At 62.4% G+C, this 18,203-nt stretch carries 14 protein-coding genes; 11 read left to right on the plus strand and 3 right to left on the minus strand.

The window, feature by feature from the left end:
- Positions 1-273 precede the first annotated feature (273 nt).
- The 11 genes from pcaR (at position 274) to pcaC (ending at position 11,403) form a co-directional block, all read left to right on the plus strand.
- Complete coding sequence (gene pcaR, locus ACLH0I_RS07635; RefSeq protein ID WP_003184507.1) at positions 274-1,116, plus strand: pca regulon transcriptional regulator PcaR; 843 nt, start codon at positions 274-276, stop codon at positions 1,114-1,116.
- A 141-nt stretch (positions 1,117-1,257) separates the two neighbouring features.
- Positions 1,258-2,604 carry an MFS transporter gene (locus tag ACLH0I_RS07640; protein WP_411386709.1) on the plus strand — a complete coding sequence of 449 codons (1,347 nt, stop codon included), beginning with the start codon at positions 1,258-1,260 and terminating at the stop codon, positions 2,602-2,604.
- 312 nt (positions 2,605-2,916) lie between these two features.
- Complete coding sequence (locus ACLH0I_RS07645; RefSeq protein WP_186730795.1) at positions 2,917-3,777, plus strand: CoA transferase subunit A; 861 nt, start codon at positions 2,917-2,919, stop codon at positions 3,775-3,777.
- Entirely contained in the window at positions 3,774-4,553 is a 780-nt protein-coding gene (locus ACLH0I_RS07650; RefSeq protein ID WP_181290317.1) for a CoA-transferase subunit beta, read from the plus strand. Before ACLH0I_RS07645 ends, ACLH0I_RS07650 begins: the two co-directional genes overlap by 4 nt.
- Positions 4,550-5,755 (plus strand): 3-oxoadipyl-CoA thiolase, encoded by a 1,206-nt coding sequence (gene pcaF, locus ACLH0I_RS07655; RefSeq protein ID WP_411386710.1) that lies wholly within the window; start codon positions 4,550-4,552, stop codon positions 5,753-5,755. Before ACLH0I_RS07650 ends, pcaF begins: the two co-directional genes overlap by 4 nt.
- A 38-nt stretch (positions 5,756-5,793) precedes the next feature.
- A complete protein-coding gene (gene pcaH, locus ACLH0I_RS07660) occupies positions 5,794-6,498 on the plus strand; it encodes a protocatechuate 3,4-dioxygenase subunit beta (RefSeq protein ID WP_250965740.1) in 705 nt (234 codons plus the stop codon).
- Position 6,499: 1 nt separating this feature from the next.
- Positions 6,500-7,066 (plus strand): protocatechuate 3,4-dioxygenase subunit alpha, encoded by a 567-nt coding sequence (gene pcaG, locus ACLH0I_RS07665; protein WP_186704485.1) that lies wholly within the window; start codon positions 6,500-6,502, stop codon positions 7,064-7,066.
- A 316-nt stretch (positions 7,067-7,382) separates the two neighbouring features.
- Positions 7,383-8,678, plus strand: coding sequence for an MFS family transporter (locus tag ACLH0I_RS07670; protein WP_250965738.1), 1,296 nt, complete (start codon positions 7,383-7,385; stop codon positions 8,676-8,678).
- Between the two features lie 144 nt (positions 8,679-8,822).
- The gene (locus ACLH0I_RS07675; protein ID WP_411386711.1) at positions 8,823-10,187 is read left to right on the plus strand and encodes a 3-carboxy-cis,cis-muconate cycloisomerase; all 1,365 of its coding nucleotides are present in this window, start codon (positions 8,823-8,825) and stop codon (positions 10,185-10,187) included.
- 12 nt (positions 10,188-10,199) lie between these two features.
- Complete coding sequence (gene pcaD / locus ACLH0I_RS07680) at positions 10,200-11,000, plus strand: 3-oxoadipate enol-lactonase (protein ID WP_250965736.1); 801 nt, start codon at positions 10,200-10,202, stop codon at positions 10,998-11,000.
- 10 nt (positions 11,001-11,010) lie between these two features.
- Positions 11,011-11,403: a 4-carboxymuconolactone decarboxylase gene (gene pcaC, locus ACLH0I_RS07685; protein WP_030142291.1), complete on the plus strand. Its 393-nt coding sequence runs from the start codon at positions 11,011-11,013 to the stop codon at positions 11,401-11,403.
- 340 nt (positions 11,404-11,743) lie between these two features.
- Here the strand turns inward: pcaC and ACLH0I_RS07690 are convergent, their stop codons facing one another.
- From ACLH0I_RS07690 to emhB, 3 genes are all read right to left on the minus strand, one after another.
- Complete coding sequence (locus ACLH0I_RS07690; RefSeq protein WP_411386712.1) at positions 11,744-12,997, minus strand: OprD family porin; 1,254 nt, start codon at positions 12,995-12,997, stop codon at positions 11,744-11,746.
- 587 nt (positions 12,998-13,584) lie between these two features.
- The gene (gene adeC / locus ACLH0I_RS07695; RefSeq protein ID WP_411386713.1) at positions 13,585-15,042 is read right to left on the minus strand and encodes an AdeC/AdeK/OprM family multidrug efflux complex outer membrane factor; all 1,458 of its coding nucleotides are present in this window, start codon (positions 15,040-15,042) and stop codon (positions 13,585-13,587) included.
- A complete protein-coding gene (gene emhB / locus ACLH0I_RS07700) occupies positions 15,039-18,203 on the minus strand; it encodes an efflux RND transporter permease subunit EmhB (RefSeq protein WP_411386714.1) in 3,165 nt (1,054 codons plus the stop codon). Before emhB ends, adeC begins: the two co-directional genes overlap by 4 nt.

An 18,203-nucleotide genomic window follows, 5' to 3' on the forward strand; every position in this document is an offset into this window, starting at 1 on the left:
AACTTGTATCACCGCGTGCAAAAAGGTCGGCGAGTACCGCTATCCAGATGCCATTCACGCCGACAAGTTCAATTGGCCCACGCCTTCACGCCAGACAAAATCATTGTTTCCTGCAACTTAACTCAACGGTGTTCGCAGCGGGAGCCATTCGATAGCTGACCCGATTGCGATTATCGGTCGACGGTTCGATAATCGAACGTTCTCGGCCGGCGGCCCTTGCTTGCCCATCGGGCAGCCGCTTGAATAGCCGTCATTCCCGGGGAAGGATCAAACATGAACGACCAATTGCGCAATGCCTTCACTTCCGTCGCGCCACCGATCGTCGCCTCGCCGGCCAAGCGGATCCAGGCCTTGACTGGTGACCCCGACTTCATGACGTCCTTGGCTCGCGGTTTGGCCGTGGTCCAGGCCTTCCAGGAACGCAAGCGGCACCTGACCATCGCCCAGATCAGCCACCGCACGGAAATTCCCCGCGCCGCTGTCAGGCGTTGCCTGCATACCTTGATCAAGCTGGGCTACGCCACCACGGACGGGCGCACCTATTCGCTGCTGCCCAAAGTGTTGACCCTCGGTCACGCCTATCTGTCTTCCACACCCTTGGCCGTTTCTGCCCAGCCGTACCTGGACCGCATGAGCGAGCAACTGCACGAAGCCTGCAACATGGCCACGCTCGAAGGCGACGACATTCTCTATATCGCCCGCTCCGCGACCACCCAGCGCCTGATTTCGGTGGACCTTTCGGTGGGCGGGCGCCTGCCAGCCTATTGCACCTCCATGGGCAGGATTCTCCTGGCGGCCCTGGATGATGCGTCGTTGCGCGACTACCTCGACCACGCCGACCTGCAGGCCAAGACCAGCCGCACCTTGCACACACCTGAGGCTTTGCTCGAGTGCCTGCAACAGGTGCGGCAGCAGGGCTGGTGCATCGTCGACCAGGAACTGGAACAGGGTCTGCGTTCGATTGCCGTACCGGTGTACGACGCTTCCGGTCAAGTAGTGGCCGCGCTAAACGTCAGTACCCATGCCGGGCGGGTCAGCCGCAATGAGCTGGAGCAACGCTTCCTGCCTGGCCTGCTGGGGGCCAGTCGCGACCTGAGCGCGCAGCTGTTCACTTAAGCTGTTCGATAAACGCACACAGTCGGCGGCGATGAATTGACGGTATTTGCCCGGCCTCATTAATGTCGCGCAGCGTCATCCGGCTTGTGTCGCCGGGTCTCCGTTCGTCCGCCTGCGTTTTTCGCTTGGAATAAAAATAAAATGAACCAGCCCCAGATCTCCGTAGGCAATTGCCTCGATGTGCAGTCCTTCATCAATACCCAGCCCATATCGCGTTATCAGTGGCGGGTGGTGATTCTGTGTTTCCTGATTGTATTCCTCGACGGCCTCGATACGGCCGCGATGGGTTTCATCGCCCCGGCGTTGTCCCAGGATTGGGGCATCGATCGCGCCAGCCTCGGCCCGGTAATGAGTGCCGCGCTGATCGGCATGGTGTTCGGCGCACTGGGTTCAGGGCCGTTGGCTGACCGCTTCGGGCGAAAAGTCGTACTGGTGGGCGCGGTCGTGCTGTTCGGCGCGTTCAGCCTGGCCTCGGCCTACAGCACCAACGTCGATCAATTGCTGGTATTGCGGTTCTTGACCGGCCTGGGCTTGGGCGCCGGGATGCCGAACGCCACCACTTTGCTCTCGGAGTACACCCCGGAACGCAAGAAATCGCTGTTGGTGACTAGCATGTTCTGTGGCTTCAACCTGGGCATGGCGGGCGGCGGGTTCATCTCCGCCAAGTTGATCCCGGCCTTCGGTTGGCACAGCCTGCTGCTGATCGGCGGGGTGCTGCCGTTGATCCTGGCGGTCGTGTTGCTGTTCTGGCTGCCGGAGTCGGCGCGTTACCTGGTGGTGCGCAATCGCGGCACCGATAAAGTGCGCAAGACCCTGGCGCCGATCGAGCCGCACACGGTTGCCCAAGCGGCGAGCTTCAGCGTACCGGAACAGAAAACCGTCAAGGCCCGCAACGTGCTGGCGGTGATTTTCTCCGGCACCTACAGCGCCGGCACCTTGCTGCTGTGGCTGACCTATTTCATGGGCCTGGTGATTGTCTACCTGTTGACCAGTTGGCTGCCGACCTTGATGCGCGACAGCGGCGCGAGCATGGAACAGGCCGCGTTTATCGGCGCGTTGTTTCAATTCGGCGGCGTATTGAGCGCTGTGTTTGTCGGTTGGGCGATGGACCGATTCAATCCGCACAAGGTCATCGGCCTTTTCTATCTGATGGCCGGGGTGTTTGCCTACGCGGTGGGGCAGAGCCTGGGCAACATCACCGTGCTCGCCACCCTGGTGCTGGTGGCCGGCATGTGTGTCAACGGCGCGCAATCGGCGATGCCTTCCCTGGCGGCGCGTTTCTACCCGACCCAGGGCCGGGCCACCGGGGTCTCGTGGATGCTGGGCATCGGTCGTTTCGGCGCGATCCTCGGCGCCTGGATGGGCGCCACACTGCTGGGGCTGGGCTGGAACTTTGAACAGGTCCTGACGGCGCTGGTTATTCCTGCGGCGCTGGCGACCACGGCGGTGGTGATCAAGGGCATGGTCAGTCATGCGGATGCGACCTGAGCTGTTCACCTGCACGAAACCCTGAGTCCACACCTGTGGCGAGGGAGCTTGCTCCCGCTGGGGCGCGAAGCGGCCCTCTATATTAGGGCTGCTACGCAGCCCAGCGGGAGCAAGCTCCCTCGCCACGGGTTCCACCTGTTTTCGATGTGAGGGCAAATCGATAGCCAAACAACAATCTGTTCGATAAACGAACACTCAGTCGATTATCGGATTGTTTTGCCGTCATCCCGAAGCTTAATCTTCAGTCACTCCGGCGCTTAACCTAGCGCCTTTTTCTTCATGTCGGTCTACTGGATAACGGGAGCCTGCCCCATGGCTGAAATCCTTTCGCTGCACGACGCGGTGAAGCAATTCGTCAATGACGGCGATACCGTCGCGCTCGAAGGCTTCACTCACCTGATTCCTACGGCGGCGGGTCATGAAATCATTCGTCAGGGCAAGAAAGATCTGACCCTGGTGCGCATGACGCCTGACCTGATCTATGACCAGTTGATCGGCGCCGGTTGTGCTCGCAAGTTGATTTTCTCCTGGGGCGGCAACCCTGGCGTCGGGTCGTTGCACCGCTTGCGCGATGCCGTGGAGAAACAATGGCCACACCCGCTGGAGATCGAGGAACACAGCCACGCCGACCTAGCCAATGCCTACGTCGCTGGCGCTTCCGGCCTGCCGTTCGCAGTGTTGCGGGCCTACGCCGGTTCTGACCTGCCGAAGGTCAACCCGCTGATCAAGAGCGTGACCTGTCCCTTCACCGGTGAAGTCCTGGCCGCCGTGCCTTCGGTGCGCCCGGACGTCACGGTGATCCATGCCCAGAAAGCCGACCGCAAGGGCAACGTGTTGCTATGGGGCATCCTCGGTGTGCAGAAAGAAGCTGCCCTGGCCGCCAAGCGTTGCATCGTCACCGTGGAAGAAATCGTCGACGACCTGAACGCGCCGATGAACGCCTGCGTGCTGCCGACCTGGGCGTTGAGCGCCGTGTGCCATGTCCCCGGCGGTGCCCATCCGTCCTACGCCCACGGCTACACCGAGCGTGACAACCGTTTCTACCAGGCGTGGGACCCGATCGCCCGGGACCGTGAGACCTTTACCGCATGGATCAACGAATACATTCACGGCACTCGAGATTTCAGTGAATTCCAGGCCCGGCTGGCAGCCGCTTCGCAGGTGAAACCATGAACTACTCCACCAACGAAATGATGACCGTCGCCGCGGCGCGTCGCTTGAAGAACAATGCCGTGTGCTTCGTCGGCATCGGCCTGCCGTCGAAAGCGGCCAACCTGGCGCGGCTGACTTCGTCGCCGGACGTCGTGCTGATCTACGAATCGGGTCCGATCGGTGCCAAGCCCAGCGTACTGCCGCTGTCCATCGGCGACGGTGAGCTGGCGGAAACCGCGGACACTGTCGTACCGACCGGTGAGATTTTTCGCTACTGGCTGCAGGGCGGGCGTATCGATGTCGGTTTCCTTGGCGCGGCCCAGGTCGACCGTTTTGGCAACATCAACACCACGGTGGTGGGCGACTACCATCAGCCGAAAGTCCGCTTGCCGGGTGCCGGTGGCGCGCCGGAAATCGCCGGTTCCGCCAAAAGCGTGTTGATCATCCTCAAGCAGTCGGCGCGTTCGTTTGTCGACAAGCTGGATTTCATCACCTCGGTGGGCCATGGCGAAGGCGGTGATTCGCGCAAGCGTCTTGGCCTGCCGGGGGCGGGGCCCGTGGGCATCATCACCGATTTGTGCATCATGGAACCGGAAGCCGGCAGCCATGAATTCGTGGTCACCGCGCTGCACCCCGGCGTGACCCGCGAGCAAGTCATTGCGGCCACCGGGTGGGCGATTCGTTTCGCCGACCAGGTGCAAACCACCGCCGAGCCGACCGAGGTGGAGTTGCGCGCACTGCGCGACCTGGAAGCTCGCACCGCGGCGGCCCACGGCCAGGCACCGGGAGAAGCTTGATGCGCGACGTGTATATCTGTGATGCGATTCGAACCCCGATCGGTCGGTTTGGCGGCGGTTTGTCTGCCGTGCGCGCCGATGACCTGGCCGCTGTGCCGATCAAGGCGCTGATGGAACGCAATCCATCGGTGGACTGGAATGCGGTGGATGAGGTGTTCCTCGGCTGTGCCAACCAGGCCGGCGAAGACAACCGCAACGTGGCGCGCATGGCGCTGTTGTTGGCGGGCCTGCCGGAAAGCATTCCCGGCGTGACCCTCAATCGCCTTTGCGCCTCGGGCATGGACGCCATCGGCACCGCGTTCCGCGCCATTGCCAGCGGCGAGATGGAACTGGCCATCGCTGGCGGCGTGGAGTCGATGTCTCGGGCGCCGTTCGTGATGGGCAAGGCCGACGCCGCGTTTTCCCGCAACATGAAGCTGGAAGACACCACCATCGGCTGGCGTTTCATCAACCCATTGATGAAAGCCCAGTACGGCGTGGACGCGATGCCGCAGACTGCCGATAACGTGGCCGATGACTACGCCGTGTCCCGCGCCGACCAGGACGCTTTCGCCTTGCGCAGCCAACAGCGAACGGCGGCGGCCCAGGCGGCAGGTTTTTTCGCCGAAGAAATCGTGCCGGTGCGCATCACTCATAAAAAAGGCGAAACCGTGGTCGAACAGGACGAGCACCCGCGCGCCGACACCACGCTGGAAACCTTGGGCAAACTCAAACCGGTCAATGGCCCTGACAAGACCGTCACCGCCGGCAACGCTTCGGGTGTCAACGACGGCGCGGCCGCCTTGATCCTGGCGTCGGCCGAAGCGGTGAAAAAACATGGCCTGACGCCTCGGGGCAAAGTGTTGGGCATGGCCAGCGCCGGCGTCGCGCCACGGGTGATGGGCATTGGCCCGGTGCCGGCAGTGCGCAAGCTCACTGAACGCCTGGGCCTGGCGGTCGCGGATTTCGATGTGATCGAACTCAATGAAGCCTTTGCCAGCCAGGGCCTGGCGGTGCTGCGGGACTTGGGGCTGGCGGACGATGCGCCGCAGGTCAACCCGAACGGCGGCGCTATCGCCCTCGGCCATCCACTGGGCATGAGCGGGGCGCGCTTGGTGATGACGGCGTTGCACCATTTGGAAAAGACCGGCGGCAAGAAAGGCCTGGCGACCATGTGCGTCGGCGTCGGCCAGGGTCTGGCATTGGCCATCGAACGCGTCTGACGCGTCGCTCTACTAATAAGAAAACCGAGGAATGCTTCATGACTGACAAGCCTGGTTATCGTCGCCCCCAAGCGGGCACCCAGCCGGAGTATCTGCACCCGCCGTACCAGTCCACCAACCTGCGCTCGCCGTCCAAGCCGTTGGTGTTCCTGCCCCATTCGCTGTCGGAAATTACCGGCCCGACGGTAGGCGCCGACCGCTTGCAGGAAAAGGACCACGACCTGACCGCCCAGCATGCCGGCGAGCCACTGGGGGAGCGGATCATTATTCACGGGCGGGTGCTGGATGAGCACGGCCAGCCGGTGTCCGGCATCCTGGTGGAAATCTGGCAGGCCAACGCCGCCGGCCGCTATAACCATGACCGTGACGACCATGACGCGCCGCTGGACCCGAACTTCACCGGCACCGGTCGCACCGTGACCGATGCCGACGGCTGGTATCAGTTCCAGACCATCAAGCCCGGCGCTTATCCGTGGGGCAACCATCACAACGCCTGGCGCCCGGCGCATATCCATTTCTCACTGTTCGGGCCGAGCATCCTGACGCGCCTGGTGACGCAGATGTATTTCCCGGGCGATCCCTTGCTGGAATACGACCCGATCTACAACTGCGTGCCGGACACCCGCGCCAAGGAGCGCCTGATCGCCCGGTTCGACCTGGAAAAAACCGTCCCTCACTACGCCCTCGGTTACCGCTGGGACATCGTCTTGCGCGGCCGCGATGCCACGCCGATGGAGAAATAAGATGACGCTCACCGCCACCACGTCCCATACCGTTGGCCCTTACTACCACATCGGCCTGACCTGGCTGAACCGCGAAGACCTGACCGTTGCCCAAACCCTTGGCCAACGTGTGGCAATCACCGGGCAGGTGGTCGACGGTAATGGCCAGTTCGTCAACGACGCGATGCTGGAAGTCTGGCAGGCCAACGCCGCCGGCAAATACGCCCACCCGGAAGACGACCAGGACAAGCCCCTGGACCCGCACTTCGAGGGCTTCGGTCGAGTGCCGGTGGATGCCGAAGGGCGCTTCCGCTTCACCACCATCAAGCCGGGCACTGTGCCAGGGCTGGGCGGTACGACCCAGGCGCCGCATCTGGTCGTGCTGGTGTTCGCACGTGGGCTGGTCAAGCATTTGCTGACACGCATCTACTTTGACGGCGAGCAGGCCAACGAAGCTGACCCGCTGTTGGCCTGCGTGCCCGAGGAGCGCCGCGGCACCCTCGTCGCCAAGCCCGATGCGTCGGGCGTGTACCAGTGGAACGTGATCCTGCAGGGCACGGACGCCGAGACGGTGTTCTTCGATTACTGAGTGATGGGCGATTTTGTGGCGAGGGAGCTTGCTCCCGCTCGGCTTTGTAGGAGCTGGCGAAGCCTGCGATCTTTTGATCTTTCACTTGAAACTCGAGTGATTGGGAAAAGATCGCAGCCTCGCTTCGCTCGACAGCTCCTACGGGCGCAAGCCAGCGGGAGCAAGCTCCTTCGCCACAGAGAAGATGCAACCCTGTGGGAGCGAGCTTGCTCGCGATGGCCGCAGTACAGGCACTACACGTCGAAAAACTGTTTGTGGAACGGGAGTGTTACGAAGTGTGTCTAGACTTCGTCAGCCCCCAACGAGTGAATAACCCATGACCATCCCAATCAGCCACTACACCGGTGAAGAACGCAGCAAGCGCATCTTCGCCATCGTCGGTGCTTCATCCGGCAACCTGGTCGAATGGTTCGACTTCTACGTCTATGCATTCTGTGCGATTTATTTCGCGCCGGCGTTCTTCCCCTCGGACAACCCGACGGTGCAACTGGTCAACACGGCCGGTGTGTTCGCCGCCGGGTTCCTGATGCGGCCCATCGGCGGTTGGATTTTCGGTCGGGTGGCGGATCGCCACGGGCGCAAGAATTCGATGATGATCTCGGTGCTGATGATGTGCTTCGGCTCGTTGCTCATCGCCTGCCTGCCCACCTACAAGGACATCGGCGTCTGGGCGCCGGTGCTGCTGTTGTTCGCGCGCTTGCTGCAAGGCCTGTCGGTGGGCGGCGAATACGGCACTACCGCCACCTACATGAGCGAAGTGGCCCTCAAGGGCCAGCGCGGCTTTTTCGCCTCGTTCCAGTACGTGACGCTGATTGGCGGGCAGCTGCTGGCGGTGTCGCTGGTGGTGGTCCTGCAACAGTTTCTCAACGAGGACGAACTGCGTGCCTACGGTTGGCGGATTCCGTTCGTGGTAGGCGCCGCGGCGGCGTTGATTTCCCTGCTCCTGCGGCGTTCCCTGAAAGAAACCAGCAGCAAGGAAATGCGCGAGAACAAGGACGCCGGCAGCATCGCCGCGCTGTTTCGCGACCACAAGGCGGCGTTTATCACCGTGCTCGGCTACACCGCCGGTGGTTCGCTGATTTTCTACACCTTCACCACCTACATGCAGAAATACCTGGTGAACACCGCAGGCCTGCACGCCAAGACCGCCAGCTACATCATGACCGGCGCGCTGTTCCTCTATATGTGCATGCAACCGCTGTTCGGCATGCTGGCGGACAAGATCGGCCGGCGTAACTCCATGCTTTGGTTCGGTGGCCTGGGAGCGTTGTGCACGGTGCCGATCCTGCTGACGCTCAAAAGCATCAGCAGCCCGTTCCTGGCGTTTGTCCTGATTACGCTGGCGCTGGCCATCGTCAGTTTCTATACCTCCATCAGCGGCCTGGTGAAAGCCGAAATGTTTCCACCTGAAGTGCGGGCACTGGGAGTAGGGTTGGCTTACGCGGTGGCCAATGCGATTTTTGGCGGATCGGCCGAATACGTCGCCTTGAGCCTGAAGGCCCAGGGCATGGAAAACGCCTTTTATTGGTATGTCACGGTGATGATGGGGGTGGCGTTCCTGTTCAGCCTGCGCCTGCCCAAGCAGCCGGCGTATTTGCACCATGACCTGTGAGTGGTGAACCGAAGGCCCGTTAGATTCATTGTGGCGAGGGAGCTTGCTCCCGCTGGGCTGCGCAGCAGCCCTATCTTGTGAGCGCTTCGCACTCAAGCGGGAGCGATCTCTGGCCAAAGGCATCCATTTTTCGAAGGACTGTTTATGAGCGAACGACCGGGCAATCAGCTGTTCGATGCCTACTTCACCGCCCGCGACATGCGCGAGGTGTTCTGCGATGCAGGGCGGGTGCAGGCCATGCTGGACGTCGAGGCCGCATTGGCCCGGGCCCAAGCGCGAGTGGGATTGATCCCCCAGGCCGCGGTGGCGCCGATCGAGAACGCCTGCCGTGCCCAGTTGTACGACTTTGGCGCGTTGAGCGAAGCGATTGCCAGTGCCGGCAACTCGGCGATCCCGCTGGTGAAGGCATTGGGCAAGCGCATCGCCACCGAGAGCGCCGAGGCCGAACGCTACGTGCACCTGGGCGCCACCAGCCAGGACGTGATGGACAGCGGATTGGTGCTGCAACTGCGCCGAGCGTTGGACTTGATCGAGGCAGAGCTGGCGCAACTGGCCGCGACCCTGGCCCGACAAGCCGAACGCTACGCCGCCACACCGCTGGCCGGGCGCACCTGGTTGCAACACGCAACCCCGGTAACCCTGGGCATGAAGATCGCCGGTTGGCTGGGGGCGATCACCCGCAGTCGCCAACGCTTGCGGGAACTCAAGCCGCGTTTGCTGGTGCTGCAATTCGGCGGCGCCTCCGGAACGCTCGCCGCCTTGGGGGAACAGGCGCTGCCGGTCGCCGAAGCCCTGGCCGCCGAGTTGCAACTGAACCTGCCGGAGCAACCGTGGCACACCCAGCGCGATCGCCTGGTGGAGTTCGGCGCGGTGCTAGGGTTGATCGCCGGCAGCCTGGGCAAATTGGGGCGCGACATCAGCCTGTTGATGCAGACCGAGGCCGGTGAAGCCTTCGAACCTTCTGCACCGGGCAAGGGCGGTTCGTCGACGATGCCGCACAAGCGCAACCCGGTGGGCGCGGCGGTGCTGATCGGCGCGGCGACACGAGTGCCTGGCCTGTTGTCGACGCTGTTCAGCGCCATGCCTCAGGAACACGAGCGCAGCCTGGGCCTGTGGCACGCCGAATGGGAAACCCTGCCGGAGATCTGCTGCCTGGTCTCCGGCGCCTTGCAACAGGCGCGACTGCTGGCCGAAGGGCTGGAAGTGGACACGGCGCGCATGGCCCGCAACCTGGAACTGACCCAGGGGTTGGTGCTGGCCGAAGCGGTGAGCATCGTCCTGGCCCAGCGGGTTGGCCGTGACACCGCCCATCATCTGCTGGAGCAATGCTGCAAGCGCGCCGTGGCCGAACAGCGGCATTTGCGCGCTGTGCTGGGAGACGAACCCCAGGTCAACGCGCAGTTATCCGCCACCGAGCTCGACCATCTGCTCGACCCGGCCCACTACCTCGGCCAGGCCCAGACCTGGGTTGCCCGAGCCGTGGCCGAACACCTTGCCTTGAATGCCTGAAAGGAGATTGTTGTGGGATTCGTCAAACTCGCCGAGGGCGATCTGAACTACCGATTGGACGGGCCGCAAGACGCCCCGGTGCTGGTGCTCTCCAACTCCCTGGGCACCGACCTGCACATGTGGGATGAGCAGATCCCGGCCTTCAGCGAACATTTTCGCGTGCTGCGTTTCGACACCCGTGGTCATGGCCAGTCGCTGGTGACCGAAGGCCCCTACAGCATTGAACAGCTGGGTCGCGATGTGCTGGCGATGCTTGATCAGTTGAAGATCGACAAGGTGCATTTCTGCGGCTTGTCGATGGGGGGCTTGATCGGTCAATGGCTGGGCATCAATGCCAGTGAACGCTTGCACAAACTGGTGGTGTGCAACACCGCGGCCAAGATCGGCGACCCGTCGATGTGGAACCCGCGCATCGAAACCGTGCTGCGTGACGGCAAGGATGCGATGGTGGCGTTGCGCGATGCGTCGATTGCCCGCTGGTTTACCCCCGACTTTGCCGAGGCCCAGCCTGCGACGGCAAAAAAAATCACTGAGATGCTGGCCGCGACCTCGCCCCAGGGTTATGCCGCCAACTGCGCGGCGGTGCGTGATGCCGATTTTCGCGAGCAGTTATCATCGATTCGCGTGCCGCTGCTGGTGATCGCCGGCACCGAAGATGCGGTGACGCCACCGTCGGGTGGGCACTTTATCCAAGAGCGCGTCAATGGCGCCGAGTACGCCGAGTTCCATGCCGCGCACCTGTCCAACGTCCAGGCCGGTGCTGCGTTCAGTGCGCGGGTCTTGGATTTCCTGCTTGATTCTGGCCGTGCCTGAGGAGTTTCCTGTGGACGAGAAACAACGTTACGACGAAGGCATGCAAGTACGCCGCGCGGTGCTGGGCGATGCCCATGTCGATCGCAGCCTCAATGCCCTGACCGAGTTCAACAGCGAATTCCAGGAGATGATCACCCGCCACGCCTGGGGCGACATCTGGACCCGCCCGGGCCTGCCGCGCCATACCCGTAGCCTGATTACCATTGCCATGCTGATCGGCATGAACCGCAATGAAGAGCTCAAGCTGCACCTGCGCGCCGCCGCCAACAATGGCGTAAGCCGCAGCGAGATCAAGGAAGTGATCATGCAGAGCGCCATTTACTGCGGCATTCCGGCGGCCAATGCCACCTTCCACCTGGCCGAATCCGTCTGGGATGAGCTGGGTGTCGAATCGCGGGGTTAGGACATACCTCGATTCCTGTGGGAGCGAGCCTGCTCGCGAAAGCGGTGGGTCAGTTGCATCGATGTTGAATGTGATGACGCCATCGCGAGCAAGCTCGCTCCCACACTGATCTCCAGCGGCCATTGAATCTGCGTCCACCGCCAATTCCCTGTGGGAGCGAGCCTGCTCGCGAAAGCGGTGTGTCAGTTTTCGAAGATACTGAATGTGCCGTCGTCTTCGCGAGCAGGCTCGCTCCCACACTGATCTCCAGCGGCCATTGAATCTGCGCCCACCGCCAATTCCCTGTGGGAGCGAGCTTGCTCGCGATGACGGTGGTACAGCCTCCATCCATATTCAGCTTTTACAACAAACCGATCGGATAGCTGACGATCAACCGGTTCTCATCGAATTCATTGGTGCTGTAATCCCGGCGCATCGTCGAGTTACGCCATTTCACATTCAGGCTTTTCAGCACACCGCTCTGCACGGTGTAGGCCAGTTCACTTTCGCGGCCCCATTCCTTGCCGTCATCGACGGTGGCGGTGTGAACGTTGTCACCGCTGATGTAGCGGTTCATCAGGGTCAAGCCCGGCACGCCGACGGCGGCGAAGTTGAAGTCGTGGCGCACTTGCCAGGATTTTTCCTTGGCGTTGTCATAGCTGGAGTTGTAGCTGTCGTTCGCCAGGGTGCCGCCGCTGGTGCCGTTGACGCGCATCCAGGCATCGTCGCCGCCGACTTTTTGCAGGCCGACGTAGAAGGTGTTGCCGCCGTATTTGGCCGAGAGCATGGCGAACGCGGTTTTGTTGTCCAGGTCGCCGGCCAACGCGCTGCCGTTTTCCTTGCCGGTGAAGTAGCCAAGGTTGGCGCCCAGGGTCCAGTCGCCCATGGGCTGGCTGTGGGTCAGGTTGAAATATTGCTGTTGGTAGATGTCGGACAGTTCCGCGTACCAGACGCCGACCTGGGTGCGTTTTTCATTGAAGGCGTATTCGCCGCCGCCGAAGTTGAAACGGTCGGAGGTGAACGCGCCGCGGCCGTTCATCGACATGTCTTCCATGCTCGCGTCGTTGCGCGGGCTGTTGCCACGGAACTGGCCGCCGTAGAGGCTCAGGCCGTTGATTTCGGTGGAGGTGACCTGGCCGCCGCGGAAGGTTTGCGGCAGGGAACGACCGTCGTCGGAACGCAGGATCGGCAACACCGGCATCCATTCACCGACCTTCAGCTCAGTCTTCGAGACCTTGGCCTTGAGGGCCACGCCGAGGCGCCCGAAGTCATCGGCGGGGCGACCGTCATCGTGTACCGGCAGCAGTTGTGTACCTGCCGTGCCACCACCGCCGTCGAGCTTGACCGAGTACATGCCCAGCACGTCCACGCCGAAGCCGACGGTGCCTTGGGTGAAACCGGACTTGGCGTCGAGGATGAAGCTCTGGGTCCACTCTTCAGCCTTGCCTTGGGCATTGTTCGGGTTGGTGAAGTTGCGGTTGAGGTAGAAGTTGCGCAGGTTCAACGTGGCCTTGGCATCTTCGACGAATCCCGATTCCGCGGCCAGGACGGGCAGGGCGGTGCTGGCCAGGGCTACGGCGATAAGGCTGGGGAACAGGTGCTGTGTGGGCTTCATGGGCGTTGTCTCTATTTTTTGTGGACGAAGCGAGTTGCTGCCGCACTTTTGAGGTGCTGGCGGTACGGGGTAGCCAGGGGCGTCAGGGCGATCGGAATCAGCCGGGTGGGACGGGGCGTTGGGGCATGGCGTCGAACCTGTTGTTATTGGTTTTGTGCGAGCGATGGTGAAGGGCGGCCCGGGATCGGTTCAATTGCCGTTTGCGGGTTTTGGGCGATTATCGAACGGCAAAACGGCCGATTGGATGGTCGCAATCCCTTGTGGGAGCGAGCTTGCTCGCGATGGCGGTCTGACAGTCTTGGCGGAGTACATATCCATTCCTGCGGTAACGGCCGCTAATGGTTCCGCCCTGACGGCGGGTCACTTTTGACTGGGCCGGCTTCCGGGCTCTTCAAAAGTGAGCCGCCGTCAGGGCGGAACCCTAAGCCGCCGTTACCGCGAAAATGGATATGTACCCAGTCAACAAGAGCAAGGCCAGCTGTCAGGCCGCCATCGCGGGCAAGCCTTGCTCCCACATAGGCCAGCGTTAAAAGGTGCACAAACAAAAAGCCCACCTTTCGGTGGGCTTCGTGTTTTTAAGCATCGGATCAGAACAACTTCGTCTCCGGCGCTTTCTCCGCCACCGGCTCGTTCCTACCCGTCTCGGCATTCCAACCACCGCCCAGTGCCTTGTACAGATTGACCTCGCTGGTCAGTTGCGCAAGACGGTCAGTGATCAGCGATTGCTGCGCGCTGAACAACTGGCGCTGGGCATCGAGGAAGGTCAGGTTGCTGTCGACGCCGATGCGGTAGCGACGCTCAGCCAGGCGGTAGTAGTCCTGGTTGGCGGCGACGAAGTCGGTCTGGGCCTGCAACTGCTCGTTGTAGGTCTGACGTGCGGCCAGGCCGTCGGAGACTTCCTGGAACGCGGTCTGAATCGACTTCTCGTACTGCGCGACGTTGATATCTTTCTGAATCTTCGCGTAATCCAGGCTTGCTCGCAGGCTGCCGGCATTGAAGATCGGCAGGTTGATCTGCGGCGCGAAGCTCCAGGTGCCCGAACCGCCCTTGAACAGGCCGGACAGGTCCGGGCTCAGGGTGCCGGCGTTGGCCGTCAGGCTGATGCTCGGGAAGAACGCGGCCCGCGCGGCGCCGATGTTGGCGTTGGCGGCCAACAGGTTGCGTTCGGCCTGGAGAATGTCCGGACGACGTTGCAGCAGGTCCGACGGCAGCCCGGCCGGCACTTCGCTGAGCAGGTCATCGCTCAACGGTTGCGCGTTCAGGTTGGCCGGCAGGCCGGTGCCCAGCAGCAGGGTCAGGCTGTTCTCATCCTGGGCGACTTGGCGAGTGTAGCGGGCCAGTTGCACGCGGGCGTTTTCCACGGCGGTGCGCGCCTGGCTCAAGTCCAGGGCCGAGGCCACGCCGACTTCGGCGCTGCGCGAGGTCAGCTTGAAGCTTTGCTCGTAGGCGCCGAGGGTTTCCTGGGTCAGCTTGAGCAGTTCCTTGTCGGCCTGCCAGGTCAGGTAGGCATTGGCGACGTTGGCCACCAGGCTGATCTGGGTGCTGCGGCGGGCTTCTTCGGTGGCGAAGTAGCTTTGCAACGCTTGCTCGCTCAGGCTGCGAACCCGACCGAACAGGTCCAGCTCGTAGGCGCTGATCCCCAGTGTTGCCGAGTAGGAACTGCTGATCGCCGCTTCGCCGGTTTGCGAAGCCCGTGCCGGTACCCGCTGGCGGCTGCCGGAGCCGGTGGCCGAGACTGCCGGGAACAGGTCCGCGCGTTGGATGCGGTACTGCGCGGCGTAGGCATCGATATTCAATGCCGCGACGCGCAGGTCGCGGTTGTTTTCCAGGGCGACCTGGATCAGCTGTTGCAACGCCGGGTCATGGAAAAACTGCTTCCAGCCTTGCTCGGCGGCGGCCTGGCCGGGCGCCTTGGCGGCCTCGTAGGCCGGCCCTTGCGGGTATTGCGCCGCAACCGGTGCGTCGGGCCGCTGGTAGTCGGGGATCAGCGAGCAACCGCTGAGCACGACGGCGGCGATGGTCAGGGAGAGTAGCGACTTGCTCATTGGCCAGCCTCTTTGGAAGTTTCAGGAGTGTTGTCCTGGTCGATATTTTTGCGACGACCCATCGACGACACGGTCACGAAGAACAAGGGCACCCAGAAGATCGCCAGGATGGTCGCGGTGAGCATACCGCCGATCACACCCGTACCGATGGCATGCTGGCTGCCCGAACCGGCCCCCGTGGAAATCGCCAGCGGAACCACACCGAGGACGAACGCCAGGGACGTCATGATGATCGGCCGCAGACGCATCCTACAGGCTTCGATGGCGGCTTCCACCAGGGTTCGGCCCTGTTCGTGGAGTTCCTTGGCGAACTCCACGATCAGAATGGCGTTTTTCGCCGCCAGGCCGATGGTGGTCAGCAAGCCCACCTGGAAGTACACGTCGTTGGACAGGCCGCGCAGGCTGGTCGCCATCAGCGCCCCGATGATCCCAAGGGGCACCACGAGCATGACCGCGATCGGAATCGACCAGCTTTCATACAGCGCCGCCAGGCACAGGAACACCATCAGCAGCGACAAGGCATACAACGCCGGCGCCTGGGAGCCCGACAGACGTTCCTCGTAGGACAGGCCCGTCCAGGAAATACCCACACCGGCCGGCAACTTCTTGGCGATGGCTTCGACTTCGGCCATGGCTTCGCCGGTGGAGTAGCCCGGGGCAGGAGCACCGAGGATTTCCATCGCTTCCACACCGTTGTAGCGGGCCAGTTTTGGCGAACCATAGACCCACTCGCCCTTGGCGAACGCCGTGAACGGCACCATGGTCCCGGCGCTGTTGCGTACGTACCACTTCTGCAAGTCTTCGGGGCTCATGCGGGCACCGGGCTGACCCTGCACGTACACTTTCTTCACCCTACCACGGTCGATGAAGTCGTTCACGTAGCTACTGCCCAAGGCAATCGACAGGGTGTTGTTGATGTCCGACAGGGTGATGCCCAGCGCGCTGGCCTTCTCGTCGTCGATTTCCAGCTGGTATTGCGGCTCGTCGTTCAGGCCGTTCGGACGCACCTGGGAGAGGATCTTGCTCTGGGAAGCCATCCCCAGGAACTGGTTGCGGGCCTCCATCAGCTTGTCGTGGCCGATACCGGCACGGTCCTGCAGGAACACGTCGAAACCGGTGGCGTTACCCAGTTCCAGCACCGCCGGCGGGGCGAAGGCGAACACCATCGCGTCACGGAACGTGAAGAAGTGCTGCTGGGCGCGGGCCGCGAGCTTGAACACGCTGTTGTCGGCGTTACGCTCCTCCCATGGCTTGAGCATGATGAAGGCCATGCCGGAGCTCTGGCCACGACCGGCGAAGTTGAAGCCGGTCACCGTGAACACCGACGCCACCGCATCGCCTTCGCCGCCATCCTTGCTCGGACGCAGCAGGAACTCACGCATCTTGTCCACCACCACCTGGGTGCGCTCGGCACTGGAACCGGCCGGGGTCTGCACCTGGGCGAATAGTACGCCCTGGTCTTCTTCCGGCAGGAACGCCGTCGGGATGCGAGTGAACAGCCAGATCATGCCAACCACGATGAGCACGTAGGCCAGCAGGTACGGGGCCTTGTGCTTGAGCATATTGCCCACGCCGCGCTCGTAGCTGCGAACGCCACGGTCGAAATTGCGGTTGAACCAGCCGAAGAAGCCGCGTTTCGGTGTGCCGTGCTCACCCTTGGGGATCGGTTTGAGCATGGTGGCGCACAGGGCCGGGGTGAAGATCAACGCCACCAGCACCGACAAGGCCATGGCCGAAACGATGGTGATGGAGAACTGTTTGTAGATCACACCCGTCGAACCGCTGAAGAACGCCATCGGCAACAGCACCGCCGACAGCACCAGCGCGATACCCACCAACGCACCCTGGATCTGGCCCATGGACTTCTTGGTGGCTTCCTTGGGTGACAGGCCTTCTTCACTCATCACCCGTTCGACGTTTTCCACCACGACGATGGCATCGTCCACCAGCAAGCCGATGGCCAGTACCATGCCGAACATGGTCAGGGTGTTGATGCTGAAGCCGGCCGCCGCGAGGATGCCGAACGTACCCAGCAACACCACCGGCACCGTCATCGTGGTGATGATGGTAGCGCGGAAGTTCTGCAGGAACAGGAACATCACCAGGAACACCAGAGCGACCGCTTCGACCAGGGTTTCAACCACACCCTTGATCGACTCGCTCACCACCGGCGTGGTGTCGTACGGGAACACCACTTCCACACCTTGCGGGAAGAAGGGCTTGAGGCCGTCGATGGTATTGCGCAGGGCCTTGGCCGTGTCGAGGGCGTTTGCGCCGTTGGCCAGTTTGACCGCCAGGCCCGACGCCGGGGCGCCGTTGAACTGGGCGCTGACACTGTAGTTCTCACCGCCCAGGCCGACATCGGCGACGTCGCCGACGCGCACTTGCGAGCCGTCCGGGTTGACCTTGAGCAGGATCGCCTTGAACTGCTCGGCGGTCTGCAGACGGGTCTTGCCGATGATGGTGGCGTTCAGTTGCTGGCCGGGCAGGGCAGGCAAGCCGCCAAGTTGGCCGGACGAGACCTGGACGTTTTGCGCGGCAATGGCGTTTTTCACGTCCACCGGGGTGAGGTTGAAGTTGTTCAACTTGGCCGGGTCGAGCCAGATCCGCATGGCGTACTGGGCACCGAAGACCTGGAAGTCACCGACACCCGCAGTACGCGAGATCGGGTCTTGCAGGTTGGACACGATGTAGTTGGCCAAGTCGTCCTTGGTCATGCTGCCGTCACGCGACACCACGCCGATGACCATGAGGAAGTTCTTCACCGCCTTGGTCACGCGGATACCCTGCTGCTGCACTTCTTGCGGCAACAGCGGGGTGGCCAGGTTCAACTTGTTCTGGACCTGGACCTGGGCGGTATCGGAGCTGGTGCCCTGTTCGAAGGTCGCGGTGATGGTCATGCTGCCGTCGGAGTTACTTTCCGACGATACATAACGCAGGTTGTCGATACCGTTGAGCTGCTGCTCGATCACCTGCACCACGGTGTCCTGCACGGTTTGCGCGGACGCGCCCGGGTAGGTCACCTGGATCGCAATGGCCGGTGGCGCGATGCTCGGGTATTGGTTGATCGGCAACTTGAGGATCGATAGAGCCCCGACCAGCATGATCACCAGGGCGATCACCCAGGCGAAAATCGGACGGTCGATAAAAAATTTCGACAT

It is taken from the genome of Pseudomonas sp. MPB03 (assembly GCF_046605385.1).
Lineage (GTDB): Bacteria > Pseudomonadota > Gammaproteobacteria > Pseudomonadales > Pseudomonadaceae > Aquipseudomonas > Aquipseudomonas zanjanensis.